Below are 16,506 nucleotides of genomic sequence, written 5' to 3' on the forward strand. Positions count from 1 at the left end.
CCAATACATACTTGACTGAGTGCATACGATAAGGAGAGCGGGATGAGTGGCTTGATTGCAATTTTGAAAAAGAATGTGAGGCAATACATGATGGTCATCGCCTTGGCCGTGGCGATGGTCGCTTTCGGACTGCTGACCGATGGCATTTTTTTCAGGCCGGTGAATTTGACGAATCTGGTGCTGCAGAACAGCTATGTTCTGATTCTTGCCGTCGGCATGTTGCTGTGTACCTTGACGGGAAACGTTGACCTCTCTGTCGGATCCATTGTCTGTTTCATCGGAGCCCTGTGTGGTGTCATGATGGTGGATCTGCAGTGGAATCCGTATGTAGCAATGTTGGTTGCACTTCTTGTCGGTGCGTTGATCGGTATGTGGCAAGGTTTCTGGATTGCCTTCATAAACGTTCCCCCGTTCATCGCCACACTGGCCGGCATGCTGGTTTTCCGTGGGTTGGGACAGGTGATCATGAAAGGGCAGACGAAAGCTCCCTTCCCCAAGGAATTCCAGTTGATCTCATCGGGATATATCTCCGATCCGTTCGGCGGAGCGGTGATCGGTACGACGCACTTCCATGTTTTTACTGTATTGATCGGCTTTCTTATCGTTGCCCTGATCATCTTCAGTGAGATCCAAAAGCGGAACAAGCAGAAGCAATATGATTTTGACCTGCTTCCTACGGGAATCTGGCTAGCCAAAGTGATCTTCATTGCCACCGTTCTCGTTGCGTTCACGGTTGTATTCGCCGTATACAAAGGGTTCCCCAATATCCTGATCCTATTGGGCATTTTAGTCATCGGATATCAGTTTGTTGCTTCCAAGACGGTGCAGGGACGCCATATCTATGCGCTGGGGGGAAACAGGAAAGCAGCCGAGCTGTCCGGGGTCAAGGTTAAATGGGTGATGTTCTGGATCTATACCAATATGGCGATTCTGGCTGCCGTTGCTGCAATGGTGTTTACGGCGCGTCTGAACTCGGCTACACCGAAGGCCGGACAAAACTTTGAAATGGATGCCATTGCCGCCTGTTATGTCGGAGGGTCGGCCGTCTCCGGCGGAGTGGGGACGATCATCGGGGCTGTCGTAGGCGGTTTGTTCATCGGAGTGTTGAACAACGGTATGTCGATCATCGGCATCAGCACCGACTGGCAGCAGGCGATCAAGGGTTTTGTCCTGCTTGCAGCCGTGGCATTCGATCTGTATTCGAAATCGAGGTCATCAAAGGGTGCATGATGCAAGAAAGTCCGTGAGGTTGCATCAAGAGGGAGTGGCCATCGCTTGCCGAGAAGGTCGCAAAGGAAGATGGTGTTGAATCGATGAAGCAGAAGCAGTACACTGCATGCCATCATGAAGCCGCGTGTACATAAAAGCTGGCAACCCAATCATCTTCTGTTGGTAGGGTTTGCAATCATCATTTTCCTAGGCTCTGTACTGCTCAGCCTCCCTTTTGCCCATAATGAGGGCATCCATCTACCGTATGTGGATGCCCTGTTCATTTCAACCAGTGCAGTCTGCGTAACGGGATTGGTGACTGTTGATGTAGCCCAGACCTTTACCTTGTTCGGCAGAACCGTCATTGCTCTGTTGATTGTACTGGGTGGATTGGGATTTGCTTCAATCGTCATTTCCTTCAGCCTCCTTTTTCGGATGAACATCGGTATTTCCCAGCGCTCCTTCATCAAGGAAGCGTACAACCTGTCCTCGCTGAAGGGGACCTTGATGATCGTTCGCTCCGTGGTGGTCGCCGCCATTCTGTTCCAAGGGATCGGGACCTGTATTGAGTATTTTATTTTCCGTACATCCTATGGTCCTTTGGATGCTCTCGGTCATGCAGTCTTCAATTCGATTTCTGCATTCAATAATGCAGGTTTCGATCTGATGGGCAAGTACAGGAGCCTTACGGAATACCGCAACAATATTGCGATGAACCTGACAACGGCCTTGCTTATCATTCTCGGCGGCAGCGGTTTTTTTGTGCTTGCCGATATCGCCCGAAATCGCAGATGGGCAAAATTGGCCATGCATACACGAATCGTAGTGTTGATGAATGCCATCCTAATCCTGTTCGGGATGGTGTTCTTCGTTCTTTCCGACCGCCTTGATTGGCTTTCCGCATTTTTTCAGAGTGTTTCCGCACGAACGGCTGGATTCAATACCGTTGATATCGCTTCCCTCAGCCAAGCCAGTCTGATGATCCTCATGATTCTGATGTTCATCGGAGCTTCTCCGGGATCGACCGGCGGCGGTATCAAGACCACCACCACCTTTGCTCTGTTTCTCAGTCTTGGATCACTCATGTTCCGCCGTGAACCGGCAGCATTCAAGCGGAAAGTGGGCAGTGAAAGTATTCTCAAGGCATTTCAGGTCCTACTGCTCTCATTGTTGCTGGTGTTTGTGGGGAGTCTGCTAATTTTGAAGGTGGAAGGGGATCATTTTCCCTTCATGGCTGTTCTCTTTGAGACAGTATCGGCATTTGCGACTGTTGGACTTTCCACAGGAATCACTCCGACACTCTCCTTGCTGTCCAAGCTGGTACTCATCTGCATTATGTTCGCCGGCAGGGTGGGACCGATCACGATTGCAACCAGCCTAAAGGCAAAACCATCCTCTTTGACGCATGTCGAGGAACAAGTATTCATCGGATGATGGGAGAAATACACCTATGAAAAAAGAATTCGACCCCAATGCGTTCGGTATCATTGGACTTGGACGTTTCGGCCTTTCCCTCGCCTTGGAGCTGACCAAGGCAGGCAAGCAAGTCATTGTCCTGGAGATCGAGGCGGAAAAACTCGATGCAGTCAAGGACCAGATTGACACCATCTATCCGGTGAATGCCATCACTCCTGCAGTACTCAACGAATCGGGCATTTCTCATTGCCACACCGTCATTGTCTGCATCGGAAAGGATATCGAATCGAACATCCTGGTGACGATGAGTCTGATCGAGCTCGGCATCCCCCGTGTCATTGCCAAAGCCACCAGCCCGAACCATGGCAAGGTACTCGAGCGTATCGGAGCCGAGGCCGTCTTCCCCGAAGTGGAAATGGGAGCCCGCCTGGCGCATTCGCTGGTATCCACCGGGACACTGGAATTTCTGGAACTCTGCGACGATTTCTCCATCGCCAATATATCCCTCTCCTCTGTCTTTGCCAATCAAACAGTAGAGGTGTTGAATCTGCGAAGACGGTTTCATCTGAACATCATCGTGGTCATCCGCAAGGAGAAGGCGATCACGGAGATTGTACCCGATCTGACTTTGCTTGAAGATGATGTTCTGGTGGTCGGCGGGACCAACGAAGCAATCAAGAAATTCGAGCAGGCCAACGAAGCTTAGCCGATGGTTTGTTTTTCTGAAACCAGATCCTTTGCGAACGACCAATACTCGTACCCATTTTCAGCTATGCTCTGAAATTCTGCATCGCTGAGGGTACGGATGAGTCTTGCCGGAGAGCCCATGATCAGCGAGCGGGGAGGGAAGGTCTTGTGTTCCGTCACCAGGGAGCCCGCACCAACCAAGGATTGGCTTCCGATACGGCTTCCGTCCAGGATGATGGACCCCATTCCGATCAGACAATCATCTTCAATAGTGCAACCATGCAGTATGGCACCATGGCCTACCGTACAACGCTTTCCAATGACCAGGCCCTGATGTTTGGTCACATGCAGGACGGCGTTGTCCTGTATATTGGTCTGCTCCATCACCAAGATGGAATTCACATCGGCACGAAGTGTGGCGTGAAACCAGATGGAGACGCCGCGTTCCAAGGTGACATCCCCGATGACATCAGCGGTAGGGGCAAGATAGCAATCATCGGCTATGCGGGGAGTGGTCTGGTTGAGGGTGTACTGCATGCAAGGCTCCTATAGGTACTGGTCTGCCAGCCAATTATTCCAAGAAACTTTGTTCGTTGCAATGCATACATGCGTTAGGAGAGGTTCCGCTTCAGGCAGGTGATCGCGACAGTTTCAAGATGGCTTTCAGAGAGCAGTACATCAAATTCCTGCTGCAGATACTGCATTTCCGGTTTTGCCACCGAACAATGCTTCGCCATGGTCGTCTGCGCAAGCTCCGTTCTCATGAATATACGAAACAGGAAGGTGAGAACTCCTGGGCTCAGATCCATCCAGATGAGTTTTCTTGGTCTGGGAGTAATGCCGACCGATCGCAGGACCTTCCTGCTTTCCTGGATGCCGTCGACCATGCGCCTGACATCGGATCTGGAATGGCCCAGTGCAACGTTGTCGCAATCGAACCCATACAATGCGTTAGCAATGTTGGTGACCAGTCCCACATGGGTTTTCTGCCAGGCATCCATATGCTTGGACCATACCGATGGGATTCCGGCCCTGCAAAACAGTTTGATCAGGATTTTTACCCGTTTGGTTTTGGTTTGACTGTATTCGCCGAAGGTTGTCGTCTGGAAGATACGTTGCATCCCTTTTGCGATGAAGTACGACACCGTTGCATTCTTTCGTTCGCCACCGGCAGCAGGAAATCCGATCATCAGGCGTTGCGGTCCCACCGCTTGCGCCCAGGATTCATATCCTCCGGCTGTATTGACGACAAATACGATATTCGGAGAATTATTTCGGGACAATACGGGAAGAATTGCATCCACTTGCGTTCTCTGCATGGTTACGATGAGGTAATCATAGCGATCGTCAGGTCGCAGAACGTCGATCACGGCAACAGAAACCTGTTCGATCTTCCGGGATTTGGGTTGTACGAGCACAATCCCCTGTTCCTTGATCTGCCGATACCGAGTGCTTCGTGCCAGGACGGTCACCTCGTTGCCGGCTTGTGCAAGTTTGCCAGCAAAAATACTGCCGATGACCCCGGCCCCATACATCAGAATCCTCATGGATCAATCCATCCCTTTCCCCGAACCTTCAAAAACAAGGGTATCCCCACAAGATAGGTACTCCATATTGGGCAACCTTGCTGCAAGATAGGTATAGGCCCGCTTGCCTGTGCAATGACAGGTATGGAATTGTACATGCGGATAATCCGCCAATTGATGGGCAATTGCATCCAGCACGTCTCGACCCACAGTTTTCCTGAATAGAGGATTATACAGATGATACCCCCCGATACAGTGAGTGGGGCCGAATGTTTTGCCTTTTCGCATGATGTCCACAATACCGGAGTGTCCGCAACCAAGAACCAGAACGGTGACATCCTCACAAATCACCAAATTTTGTTCATGTCGGAAGGAGTCTGTTCGTCCATTTTCATAGAGAGAATCATTTGCATCGGAATGGGTGAGACTGTCGGATTGCTCAACGGTAAAAAGCCTGAGTTCATCATCGATGACGGTATCCCCATCCAACAACACGATTCGTGGATGGTTCTTGAGGGAAGGGTCCAATCCGACCGGTATTTTTATGCCGAGCAGCTTGCTGGAATGCTTTTCAAAAGCGCTCCGCTGGACATATACGGTTGCCTGCGTGTTGACCTCCAAAAAGTGTCTGAGCGCACCACCATGGTCGTAATGTCCGTGGGAAATGATGACGGTGTCAACGAGTGAGAGATCAATATGCATGCGTTCTGCGTTCTCAAACAGGGTATCATCCGGGCCAACATCAAATAAAATCACATGATTTCTCGTTTTGATATGGAGTGCAAGGCCATGTTTCGGCTTCATCGCACCTTGCCCTTGATTCTCAACCAATGCGGTTATCTTCACGTCGCACTCCTTGCGATGCAATTGCATATTTGTCACGAAATGAGAACCTGAGTAATACAAATTAGTACTTGTATCGTTTTTGTATTCTAGCAAGCAATTTCCCTGTTGCAAAGGTTTGTATCGGAATCACGGTGTTTTGTACGGGGTACGGTTCGAGTGAATAAAAAATTGCGAATGACTTGCAAATTTATCATACCTTCACTATCTTGTACCTACCATTCCAGGAGGAACCCATGCGTATACGAATGCTGTTCAGTCTTGTGCTCCTGTCCAGCACAGCCTTGCTTTTCGGACAAGGGTCCAGTGAGAACAAAACAGTTTCAAATCTTCCCATCGTGGCGGTAAGCATTCTGCCCCAGGCATATTTCATTGATCAATTGGCCAAGGACAGCGTACAGACGGTGGTACTGGTCACCGAAGGTCAGGATCCTCATTCCTATGAACCAACCCCATCACAAATGGCTGCACTTTCCAAGGCGAAGCTTTGGATACTCAGCGGAACTGACTTTGAACATTCTCTCGTGGATAAGGTGGCCGCCCTCTATCCAAACCTCACCATAGTCGACGGAACAAGGAACATGGAGCTGCGCAGCCTCGAGGAACATGATCATCAAAGCGGTGAATCCGATTCCGGAGCACAGGGTTTGAACATCGATCGTCATACCTGGTTGGGGTGGTCACAGTCAAAAATCCTGTTGGAGAATACCAAGCAGGCCTTGATCGATGTCCTTTCTCTTCCCTCTGCTTTGCTGAACCAACGAAGCGAAGCATTCAGTAAGCAAATTGACCAGACTTTTTCCGCCCTGCAGCAACAGTTGCAGCCCATGGCAGGTTCGACCATCTTCGTCTATCATCCATCCTTCGGATACTTCCTCGATTCGTTCTCGTTGAAGCAGGAAGCAGTGGAAACCGGAGGAAAGGAACCCACAGCCAGGGATTTGACACGTTTGATCGAGCAGGCGAAGGTGGATGGTGTCAAAACCATATTCGTCCAGAAGCAGTTTCCCGTATCCAGCGCACAGACGGTGGCAAAGGCGGTGGGGGCGACTGTAGTCGCACTCGACCCGCTCGCCTATGATTGGCTGGCGAACATCCAACAGATGGGTGAAGCACTGCTCGGCTCGGGGGGTGTACATGAGTAAACAGGCGGTTGCGCTCCAGTTTTCCTCTGTTTCCTTTTCCTATCCATCCTTAACGGTCCTCGAGGATGTGACCTTCCATTTTCATGAAGGGGAATTCATTGCCTTGGTGGGGCCGAACGGCAGCGGGAAAACCACCTTGCTTAAACTTATTCTCGGTCTGGAAGCACCTGCCAACGGATCGGTTGCCTTGCTCGGACAGAGCCCGAAGAAAAGTCGTGCATTAGTCGGGTATGTTCCCCAACATGCTTCGTACGACCCAAGTTTTCCCATCTCTGTTTTGGAGGTGGTGCGGATGGGACTGGTGGAAGCACAAGGACGCAGTGCCGCCCGCATAGCAAATGAACTTGCATTGGATGCCCTCAGACAGGTGGAATTGGCAGACCTTGCCGATCGGCCTTACCGTGCATTGAGCGGCGGGCAGAGACGGCGGGTATTGGTCGCTCGTGCTTTGGTCTCCCGCCCAAGGATGCTTATCCTTGACGAGCCGACGGCGAATATGGACAAGGTAAGCGAGCATCGTCTGTTTGCGACGCTTGAGCACCTCAAGGGTGGAACCACCATCCTGATCGTCACCCATGACATGCGTCTGGTTTCCTCGCTTACCGACCGGGTGTTCTGCATCGATGCGCACAAAGAGGGCAAGGTGGGCAGGACGGTGGTCCAACATGTGCTTGAGAAGGTTGAGGAAGCGGATGTGAAGCGGGTCCGTCATGATGTCGAACTTTCCCCTGATGCATGCGCCTTCGGCGAGGAGGATGCAAATGGCTGAATTGACGACGTTCTTTTCCGCATTGTTCAATCCCGATCTTCCGTTCGTGCGCAACGCCTTTTTGGCGGGTTTGCTCAGTTCAATCTTGTTCGGAGTGTTGGGTTCGGTAGTCACCGTAAAACGGATTGCAGGCCTCGCCGGGGCAATCAGTCATGCAGTGCTGGGAGGCATCGGCATAGCCCTGTATCTTTCTGCAACAGGTATTGTTCCCCATCTCAGTCCGATTATCGGAGCCATTGCATTTGCCTTGATTTCCGCTGCGATCATCGGAGTTGTATCCTTGAAATCAAAACAGCGTGAGGACACCGTCATCCAGGCCATCTGGGCCATCGGCATGAGTATCGGGGTGTTGTTCATGGCGAAAACCCCAGGCTATACCGATCCCTCCAGCTATCTGTTCGGCAATATCCTATTGATCTCCAATACCGATCTTGTGTTGATGCTCATCCTTGATGTGATCGTCCTATTGCTGGTCTGGCGGTTTTATCCCCAGATCGAAGCCACGGCATTCGATGAGGAATTCGCCCAGGTGCGCGGCATCCCGACCCAAGCGGTATTCTTGGCCATCCTGTCCGTCACTGCAGTCGCGGTTGTGTTGCTGCAGACGTTTGTGGGGATTGTCATGGTCATCGCCATGTTGACGCTCCCGGCGGGAACCGCCGGTTTCAAGGCGCGGAACCTCGCTTCGATGATGGTATCCGCCACACTCTTCTCCTCGCTTTTTTCCGTCAGCGGCTTGATGGTCGGCTGGGTCTCTGATGTTCCGGTCGGGGCGATGGTGGTGGTCATTGCGGGTGCTTTCTTTTTGGGAAGATCTGCAGGAAATCTGGTGAGCAAACGGAGGCATATCCATGACCAAAGCAAGAAAAGCAATTCTTGAAGCCTTGCGTCTGAGCCCGATCCCTGTCTCGGCGATCAGCTTGGTCAGCCAACTCGGTCTTGCCTACGACCAAGCCACAATCTACCGTAATCTCCACTATCTGGAGGACCAAGGTATGGCGGAGTCATTCATCCTGCACTGCAGTGAACAAGGAACGGTTCGTTATTACAGCTACCGCAATAGGGAGGATGGGGTGCATCATCACTGGTTTCATTGTGAAAGATGCCATCGTTTCATCGATTTGGGAAGTTGCAACTACACCGAGCAGCTGCAGCAATGGGAGAAGGATTATGGGTTTGTCATCACAGACCATACCTTCTTTTTGACCGGTATTTGTGATTCCTGTAACGTATGATCAACTTTTAAGCAAGACAAAGAGCTGCAGTCGGTTGTTCACCCCGAGCTTTCCGTAGATATTCTTGATATGGGTTTTGACGGTATTGGGGGAGATGAACAGTTGTTTCGCTATTTCCTGATTACTCAACCCTTCGACCATCAACGTGATGATCTGTTCCTCACGTTCCGAGATGCCGTAGGTTTTTGCAAGCGAAGGTTTGAGCACCGTCTGTTCGTAGGTGAGGAAATAGCGCCGACTGATGAAATAATAAAGATAGACCGAGAGGATGGAGAAACTTAGATACACCAATTTGAACGGACTGTGTAGAAAAAAGATCAAGTCAAGGGGAAAGAGGAAAGCCAAAGGCAGAAAGGTGTAACAAATCCCTTTGAGTAGACGTTCCTCCTCCCATGTCTCCGATCGCTTGATGAAGAAAAGGCTCAGAACCCCGTGGATGATCAAAAACATGCTACCCCCGAAGAAGTGGTACTGGATCGTCAATTGCAAGGCCTGTACCCAATCGCCGCCACTGAAGGCGAAGATCAAATAGATGCTGACCACCAAAAACAGAAGGATCAGGAAGGTGAGGATTCGGTTTCCCAGATGTTTCTGAACACTGGTTGCCGGCAGAAGGTTGATCAAATACCGGCTGAACATCAACAACAGGGCAGTGGTGAGCAGGATGGAACACAGAGTGGTCGCCAATGCATAGAGTGCATATGCGAACGACGCAAGAGCAGCGGCGTTCAGAATTCTGGACAAGTACGTGGCGAGTAGCGTAAGGCACATCTCCAGGCAAAGGGGAACCAAGACGGTCAGAAAAGAGCCTGTGTAGGCGTCTTGGATCCTCGAGCGGAGCAAGATGCACAGACAGGTGATCGAGACAACCAAGGCTGTGGTCAGAAAGAGCAGGATGTCCGAAAGGATTATCATGACCGCCTCCTTTCAGCATCCTATCATACCTGGCGGTCTAGAACCATGCTTTTAGTCCTATCAGGACTGAGTCGTTGGCATCCCACATCGAGTACAGACTGGTTTTGTTTTCCATTTCCCCATATATAGTCGTTTTCAGCAGCAGTTCCAGATTATCATCCAAGGCATAGGAAAGCGAACCAAGGATGGCATATCCTTTGCTTTCCACTGCATAGGTACCGGCCAACCGCATCTTCAACGTTTCCCGGAGCATCGGGACTTCGACGGCAATAATCAGGATGTCGTCATTCGCTTTGCCGTCCACTGATGCAAGGACGTCCACGTCAAGCGGGTTGCTCGGAAAATCCAGGACATACCGGCCTTGGTAGGTAAAGGAGGCAAAGAGGTTGGTTTGTGGATTGGTATAAGACAACTCCGCCAAATAGATCCATTTGCTGTTGTACAGCCCGGCATCTGTGCCGGTAGTATCCTCGCTTTCTGCATAGCCGCCTTCGAAGGCGAAGGTAAACGGACCTGCAAGCAGGCTTGCCTCCCCCCCATAGAATTGAAACCGTGTATACACAAGGTCCAAGGCGGTCGGTTGGAAGGTGGACGGGTCGAGTGTGATGTTGGTGAAGCCGGGATCCCCGGATTTCCCGCTGTAGGCGATTAATCCGGCATCGAAAAAAGTACCATGGAATGCATATCTGGCGGCGATGGTGAAATCTGTGATTGCATGCGTGTCCGCTTCATTGATTTTTACCGAACTGAATGCGCCCGGAAGCAGTGAATACCGTCCTTCGGTGGTGAGATACGTGGGGAAAAAACCGGGCTTGAGGACCAGTTGCAATGAACTGGAAGCCCAATAATTGGTGAGGCTGACCATATAATCCGGTCGTTTCATTGCCTCCAGATCATCGACCAATCCACCTCTCATATCCCTGCTGTTGAGGATGTCGACGACGTGGGATGCCGATGCACTTCCCCATTGCTCCTTGTACAACCCGGTTTTGAACACCATAGGTCCGAAAAACAGCGATATGGAGACTTCATTTGCATACAGCTGCGCATCCAAGCTGTCGAACAGCAGGTCGATCTTAGCTTGGTAGCGTGAACTGTTCTGTTCCATGGTGAGGCCTACCTCCAAGGAGGGAGCGACAGTTTCATCATGGGGAAAGACGGATAGGGCGCTTTGTGATGTGAAACTGAAATTACGCGCTTTGCTTTCCTCGGTAAACAGATCCAAGGCGAAGAGGGAAAAGCCAAAGATGGACAGAAGCAGGAATATGATGGTTTTTTTCATATGAGCCTCCCGGTCTCCAAGAAGGTGACGGTAAAATATCCGGGGTTCAGGGCAAGGTCGTATTTTGCATCCAGGATTTCCAGACGGGTTGCATGACCACTGAATATGCTGGTCATGACCATTGTCTTGGCAATCGGCCTGCCCCCGATTTCTGCGATTGTTTCGGTAACCAGCGTCTTGAGCAGGGTCTTCCCATCGAGGTCGTAGAATTCGACGCGAAGGGGTAGGAAGGTTCGCTTGTCAACGGTGGTGACCAATTTCCCGTACGTGGTCGGTGCATCGGGAAGCGATGCAATTTGGTAGCTGTCCCCCTGTGAGGAAAGCAGCGAATGGGTTGCTTCATCTGCATCGTAGGTGGTGGAAGCCATGTCGGCATAGGAGAAGTCACTGCCCATGAAGGATCCTCCTTCCTCCGAGGCTCCGATTCGTCTGACCCGCTTCAAAGCGGGAAGATAGATCCATTGCTCGGTGGTTCCTCCATCCTGCTCGAGGGAGAGGAAGCGGGTGTTTCGTACACTCTCAGGAGAGAGAAAGACCGTGAGGGTGGAAGTCTTCCCCTCCTTGGTCTGGCTGATGGTTTGGATTCTTCGTTCCCGTCGCTGGCCGTTCGCCTCGATGAGGGTAAGTCTTAAATCCAAGGCAGAGGAATCGGAATTCTGGACAGCCAGAACCTGTTGCATGACCTCATCGGCTGAAAGGTCGGCCGCTATGAGTGCATGGGTGAATAAGAGTATGAACAGGATGATGATCGAACGTTTCATACAAGTTTCCTCCTGGTAAGGATGAGCTTCGGAAAATGGATACGGATGGCGGGAAGCAGCAACAAGGTGCTGAGCGCAGAGCTCACCATGGCTATGCAGAACAACAACCCTAGGTGGGCGATGGGGGTGAAGCGACTGAAGAGCAGTCCGGTGAAGGCCAATGCCACCGATGCTGCATTTGCCAGAATAGCTTTTCCGGTTGTCTTCAAAACGTGTTCCAGTGTGTCGTCGTCTCGCTGCAAGGCTGAGAGCAAGTGGATGGCATAGTCGACACCCACCCCGATGGCAAGTGCGGACAGCAGGCTGGTGATGATATCCAACTTGATACCCAGCAATGCCATCGAGGAAAAGACGGCTGCCAAGGCGAATAGGCAGGGCGTCAGGGAAAGGAATGCCAGTTTCACCGAACGGAAGGTGAGCAGCACCAACACCCATACGGCGATCAGGGAGCTGAACAGACTGACCATCTGGCTTTTGGTGACCAAGTCGGTCAAAGCGAGACTGACGGCTTCTCCTCCTCCAATGTCCACTTTCCAAGAGGATGGGAAGAGGGTGGGAATGAGGGAAGTGAGCAGTCTGAGCGTCTGGGTATCTGAATTCTTGAGGAGGATGGTCAGGACGGTGGTGTCGCTCTCCAACGGGTCGTTGATGAAGCTGTCCAAGGATGAACTGTAGAGCAGGAGGTATTGGGCGATGAGATTCCCCAACTGTTCATCGGTCTCCAAACCATACCGCTGAGGATCCATCGGTATTTCATATCGGCCCTCACCGGTGCTTTCATTGGTTGCTTGTCTTGCTTCAACCGGTGGCAACTCTTGTCCCGGTTCGTCCAGATTGAAGAAGTCGAAGGTCGGTTCCTCCCCGCCTGCAACCGGCAGCTCCCCCTCCTTCGGTCCCAGCAGCTGGTTCATTCGTTTGATGAAGGGGAGGATGGACTGCACCCCTCCCACTTGATTCTGCTGTTTGAAGACATCGACTGCCTGTTCGATGACAAAAAGGTTGCGTGGGTCCAGAACGGTCTGCCCTTCGGGCATGCCAAGCATCACCGTCAGGGAGAAACTGCCCTGCATTTCTTGGTTGTATCGCTTGCTGTCCTGGACCAACGCTGAAGAAGGGCGGAAGAAAGCAAGCATGTTGGTTCCTTCCTCGAGTCGACTATAGGAAAATGGAAGCAGAATAAACAAGGAGAGGTAGGAAACCAGCAGAACTGCGATACCCCATCGGTTGGAACACGTCATCACCAGTGGAATCACCGAACGTTTCGATACCTGTCTGCTTTGTATCCGATTTGCCGTCTTGGTTCGGTAAACCAAGCGAATCAAGGCGGGTAACAGGACCAGGGAGCTGAATGCACAGACCCCTACACCGATGAAACTCAGCAACCCGAATGTTCTGAACGGTCCAAGCGGGCTGGAGAGCTGTGCCAAAAATCCGCTGGCTGTGGTAGCGGCCGCTGCGATGATCGGATACGTGTTGCGCTTGACCACAGAATGAAGTACCACGTCAACCGATGCTTGGCCATACTGCTCAAAGAAATGGCTGAAGATGTGAATGGTGTAGGCGCTGCCGACGATCAACAAGAGCACCGGTACCAACATGGTGGCCATGGTGAAGGTGATGCCGAACAATGCCATCAGCCCCAGGGCGAGGCTGCTGCTGACAAGCAGGGGAACCAGCGAGAGAATGGTTGCCCTGATGCTTCTGAGGAATAGATAGAGTACCAACATGATCAGGATGGATACGATCGGGGCGAGGATAGCCAAATCGGAGAGCAGACTGGTCCTGATCGCCTCGGTAACCACCGGCATGCCCAAAATCGTAGAATCGAGCAATGGATATGCTCCAAGGAGATTCTTGAGGGAGGATAGCAGTGTCGTTGCATCATATCCCAAAGTGGTTTGAATCAGGATGGAAGAAACCTTGCGGTCGGAACTGATGAGCATCCCGTCATAGAATTCCGGCCACTGGGCGAGTCTGGCTTCCAATTCAGATGAATCCCCCTCATAGAGAGGGACGACATCCACGCCATCGAAGGAGCTTTGGAGATGTTTCAGATTCGTAAGGCTTGTTGCCTGTTTGACCCCGTCCAAGGCTTCGATCCTGGCGGTCAGATCAGAGATGACGGCCAGATATGAAGGTTGCAGGATGGAATTCGGTTCATACAGACTCACCACCAAAGTGTCAAGCGAACCGAACTGTGCTTCTATGCGGTCATTGGTACGTACCACCGCAGAATCAAGGGGAATGAACGCATCTGTAGAACTGTCAACCTTCAACTTTGGAATGGTTGTGAGGCACAGCAGACTAACCGCCAAGGAGAACCCAACGATAAGCATGTCGCGAACGTGTTTCCTGTCCATACTTTCACTGTACGCGTGTCTGCGGTGCAAGCAATCGCCTGTACAGAGCATTTTGCATCACCTCATCGGGTGAGGACACCATCACCCGATGCAATTACAGCGCTTTACAAAATACATTGCGTAGCCGATGATACGACTAAGGGGGACTGTTATGACCTATACCAAAATCGTCGCCACACTGGGACCGGCCAGTGAGTCCTATGCATTGATCAAGGCCATTCTTGAAGCAGGTTGCCGGGTGTTTCGGTTGAACTTCAGTCATGGAACACATGAGGAGCAGCAAGCCAGATATGATTTGGTGTGCAAGGCAAGCAAGGAGCTTGCTATTCCTGTCGCCGTCTTTTTGGATCTCCAAGGACCGAAGATCAGGCTCGGGCAGTTGGAGGAAAACTCGTATACCCTACACAAGGGCGAGGAGTTGATCATCACTACCCAGACGGTGGTCGGTAATCGAAAACGGGTCAGCATCGACTACGCCTACTTGCATGAGGAGATTGAAGTTGGCCAGAAGATTTTGATAAATGATGGTCTGGTGAGCTTGGTAGTGGATCGGATCGAGGGTCAGGATATCCATTGCAGGATGTTGGAAGATGGTACCATCGCCCCACGCAAGGGGGTGAATCTCCCTACGGTACCGCTGCACCATCTCAGTTCGTTCACTCCAAAGGATGCTGATGACCTGGCTTTTGCCTTCAAGAACAACCTGGAATACGTCGCCCTTTCCTTTGTACGGAGCAGTAAGGATGTCAAGGCACTGAAAGACCATATGCAAACGACCTACGGCAGGACGATTCCCATCATCAGCAAGATAGAGAAACCGCAGGCGGTTGCGAATCTGAAGGCCATCATGGCCGAATCAAGCGCCATCATGATCGCCCGCGGGGATCTTGGTGTGGAAGTTCCTGCAGAGGAAGTGCCGTTGATTCAGAAATCCATCATTAAGACCTGCATCGATGCAGGTCTGCCGGTCATCACCGCCACGCAGATGCTTGAATCGATGATCCATAATCCACGGCCTACCCGGGCGGAGACCAACGATGTGGCCAACGCGGTGCTTGACGGAACCAGTGCCGTCATGCTCAGCGGAGAGACCGCAGCAGGGGAATATCCTTTGCAGGCGGTCCAGACGATGTGTCGTATCGCAAATCTGGTGGAAAAGAGTGATGCCTTCCGCAACCAGGTGTTCGACCAAATCAGCACCCTGGATCCGACACGCAAGCAGACCAAGACCGAAGCGGTGGGCATGGCCACTCGTGAGCTTGCGCTCTCGGTGGGAGCCTCCTATATCGCCTGTTTTACCCAGTCGGGTTCCACCGCCCGTCTGATCGCCAAATTCAGACCTTCAGTTCCCATTATTGCATTTTCTCCTCTGGAAGAGGTGGTTCGCTATCTCGCCCTCTCCTGGGGGGTCACTCCGATACTCATCGGACAGCAGGATTCGGTGGACCAGTTGCTTTCCTATGCTCCCGCCTATCTCGCAGAGCATGGGTTGGTGCATGCTGGGGATACCGTGGTCATAACCGCCGGGGTCCCGGTGGGAAGCTCAGGCAAGACGAATATGATCAAGGTGGTGGAAATCGAATGATCAGGGTCTGAAACTGATGGTTGCCCCGATGCTGACTGCCCTGCCCTGGTCATCAAACAGGTCCAGGGCACGCAGATCCATACTCAAGTAGGTCGACGTGACGAACTCGATGGGGACCAAGCGAAGGGCGATATTCACCAAGCCACGATTCTCTGCATTCCCCACCGAAGGGGTGGAGCTGTAGGAAACATTGCCGAAATCCAGAAGGAATTCTACCTTGTCCTTGAATGTTTGAGGGAAGAAAGGAGTTTGGAATGCCAGCGCAAAATTGATGTTGCTGTTCAGGTTCTTGGTAATTGAATACCCCAGCAAGAGCGTGGTGCGGGAAGGGAAATCCATGATGGAACTGGAAAAACTTGAGGCCAGGTACAATTGTGCCGCCGCCTCATTGGTCTTGGTGATGCCGCTGAGCTGGCCCGTCAGCCCTGCTGCAAAGCTGGTTTCCCCCTGGGTTTTGAATCGCCATTTTGCATTCAGCAAAAGATCGGTGTCACCGGCGATATCCACGGCAAGGCTAGTCTCAAACGTATCATTGAATGCCAACTGCAAGGCTGGAATATGCACTGCGCCCCCACTGGAAAAAGCAGCCGAGTAGCTGGTGGTGACCGAAGTGGATTGGCTTGATGCCGTTACATCGGCGCTGGGTGCGACGATATAGCCGGAAATACCGGCAAGCGTGGTACCTGCCGTCAACGGAAGGGCAATGGCCGCAACAATGAGCATAAGGATGCACAGTCGTTTCATCTTAGGTATCTCCCCTTGCCGATACGGTG

16 protein-coding genes are annotated in these 16,506 nt (G+C 51.7%); 8 read left to right on the plus strand and 8 right to left on the minus strand.

Annotated features, from left to right (window positions below):
- Positions 1-42 precede the first annotated feature (42 nt).
- The 3 genes from mmsB to AB7C91_RS03110 all read left to right on the plus strand — a co-directional run bounded on the left by mmsB (position 43) and on the right by AB7C91_RS03110 (position 3,331).
- Positions 43-1,230 carry a multiple monosaccharide ABC transporter permease gene (mmsB, locus tag AB7C91_RS03100; RefSeq protein WP_332447695.1) on the plus strand — a complete coding sequence of 396 codons (1,188 nt, stop codon included), beginning with the start codon at positions 43-45 and terminating at the stop codon, positions 1,228-1,230.
- 114 nt (positions 1,231-1,344) lie between these two features.
- On the plus strand, positions 1,345-2,643 hold the full coding sequence (locus AB7C91_RS03105) for a TrkH family potassium uptake protein (RefSeq protein ID WP_428589155.1): 1,299 nt from the start codon (positions 1,345-1,347) through the stop codon (positions 2,641-2,643).
- A 16-nt stretch (positions 2,644-2,659) separates the two neighbouring features.
- Positions 2,660-3,331: a TrkA family potassium uptake protein gene (locus AB7C91_RS03110; protein ID WP_332447697.1), complete on the plus strand. Its 672-nt coding sequence runs from the start codon at positions 2,660-2,662 to the stop codon at positions 3,329-3,331.
- Here AB7C91_RS03110 and AB7C91_RS03115 read toward each other — a convergent pair.
- The 3 genes from AB7C91_RS03115 to AB7C91_RS03125 all read right to left on the minus strand — a co-directional run bounded on the left by AB7C91_RS03115 (position 3,328) and on the right by AB7C91_RS03125 (position 5,684).
- The gene (locus AB7C91_RS03115; RefSeq protein ID WP_332447698.1) at positions 3,328-3,849 is read right to left on the minus strand and encodes a gamma carbonic anhydrase family protein; all 522 of its coding nucleotides are present in this window, start codon (positions 3,847-3,849) and stop codon (positions 3,328-3,330) included. The genes AB7C91_RS03110 and AB7C91_RS03115 overlap by 4 nt on opposite strands.
- Before the next feature lie 74 nt (positions 3,850-3,923).
- Positions 3,924-4,859, minus strand: coding sequence for a ketopantoate reductase family protein (locus tag AB7C91_RS03120; RefSeq protein ID WP_428589160.1), 936 nt, complete (start codon positions 4,857-4,859; stop codon positions 3,924-3,926).
- A 3-nt stretch (positions 4,860-4,862) separates the two neighbouring features.
- Positions 4,863-5,684 carry an MBL fold metallo-hydrolase gene (locus tag AB7C91_RS03125; protein WP_428589163.1) on the minus strand — a complete coding sequence of 274 codons (822 nt, stop codon included), beginning with the start codon at positions 5,682-5,684 and terminating at the stop codon, positions 4,863-4,865.
- A 233-nt stretch (positions 5,685-5,917) separates the two neighbouring features.
- Here AB7C91_RS03125 and AB7C91_RS03130 point away from each other — a divergent pair, with 233 nt between their 5' ends.
- Genes AB7C91_RS03130 through AB7C91_RS03145 form a run of 4 tightly spaced genes read left to right on the plus strand, consistent with a single transcriptional unit; the run spans position 5,918 to position 8,830 of the window.
- Positions 5,918-6,826: a metal ABC transporter solute-binding protein, Zn/Mn family gene (locus AB7C91_RS03130; RefSeq protein WP_428589166.1), complete on the plus strand. Its 909-nt coding sequence runs from the start codon at positions 5,918-5,920 to the stop codon at positions 6,824-6,826.
- The gene (locus AB7C91_RS03135) at positions 6,819-7,595 is read left to right on the plus strand and encodes a metal ABC transporter ATP-binding protein (protein ID WP_428589169.1); all 777 of its coding nucleotides are present in this window, start codon (positions 6,819-6,821) and stop codon (positions 7,593-7,595) included. The genes AB7C91_RS03130 and AB7C91_RS03135 overlap by 8 nt, the downstream gene beginning before the upstream one ends.
- Positions 7,588-8,475 carry a metal ABC transporter permease gene (locus AB7C91_RS03140; RefSeq protein WP_332447703.1) on the plus strand — a complete coding sequence of 296 codons (888 nt, stop codon included), beginning with the start codon at positions 7,588-7,590 and terminating at the stop codon, positions 8,473-8,475. Before AB7C91_RS03135 ends, AB7C91_RS03140 begins: the two co-directional genes overlap by 8 nt.
- On the plus strand, positions 8,447-8,830 hold the full coding sequence (locus AB7C91_RS03145; protein WP_332447704.1) for a transcriptional repressor: 384 nt from the start codon (positions 8,447-8,449) through the stop codon (positions 8,828-8,830). The genes AB7C91_RS03140 and AB7C91_RS03145 overlap by 29 nt, the downstream gene beginning before the upstream one ends.
- Here AB7C91_RS03145 and AB7C91_RS03150 read toward each other — a convergent pair whose 3' ends face one another.
- Genes AB7C91_RS03150 through AB7C91_RS03165 form a run of 4 tightly spaced genes read right to left on the minus strand, consistent with a single transcriptional unit; the run spans position 8,831 to position 14,148 of the window.
- Positions 8,831-9,745, minus strand: a complete 915-nt coding sequence (locus tag AB7C91_RS03150; RefSeq protein WP_332447705.1) for a helix-turn-helix transcriptional regulator — start codon at positions 9,743-9,745, stop codon at positions 8,831-8,833. It abuts the gene before it with no gap.
- Positions 9,746-9,782: 37 nt separating this feature from the next.
- The gene (locus AB7C91_RS03155; protein WP_428589174.1) at positions 9,783-11,027 is read right to left on the minus strand and encodes a hypothetical protein; all 1,245 of its coding nucleotides are present in this window, start codon (positions 11,025-11,027) and stop codon (positions 9,783-9,785) included.
- The gene (locus AB7C91_RS03160) at positions 11,024-11,788 is read right to left on the minus strand and encodes an outer membrane lipoprotein-sorting protein (RefSeq protein WP_332447707.1); all 765 of its coding nucleotides are present in this window, start codon (positions 11,786-11,788) and stop codon (positions 11,024-11,026) included. Before AB7C91_RS03160 ends, AB7C91_RS03155 begins: the two co-directional genes overlap by 4 nt.
- The gene (locus AB7C91_RS03165) at positions 11,785-14,148 is read right to left on the minus strand and encodes an efflux RND transporter permease subunit (RefSeq protein ID WP_428589177.1); all 2,364 of its coding nucleotides are present in this window, start codon (positions 14,146-14,148) and stop codon (positions 11,785-11,787) included. The genes AB7C91_RS03160 and AB7C91_RS03165 overlap by 4 nt, the downstream gene beginning before the upstream one ends.
- 151 nt (positions 14,149-14,299) lie before the next feature.
- On the opposite strand from AB7C91_RS03165, the gene pyk reads away from it, so the two are divergent.
- Entirely contained in the window at positions 14,300-15,733 is a 1,434-nt protein-coding gene (pyk, locus tag AB7C91_RS03170; protein ID WP_332447709.1) for a pyruvate kinase, read from the plus strand.
- Here the strand turns inward: pyk and AB7C91_RS03175 are convergent, their stop codons facing one another.
- Entirely contained in the window at positions 15,734-16,477 is a 744-nt protein-coding gene (locus AB7C91_RS03175) for a hypothetical protein (protein WP_332447710.1), read from the minus strand.
- Positions 16,478-16,506 lie beyond the last annotated feature (29 nt).

This window comes from Sphaerochaeta sp., from assembly GCF_050256055.1.
Taxonomy (GTDB): domain Bacteria; phylum Spirochaetota; class Spirochaetia; order Sphaerochaetales; family Sphaerochaetaceae; genus Sphaerochaeta.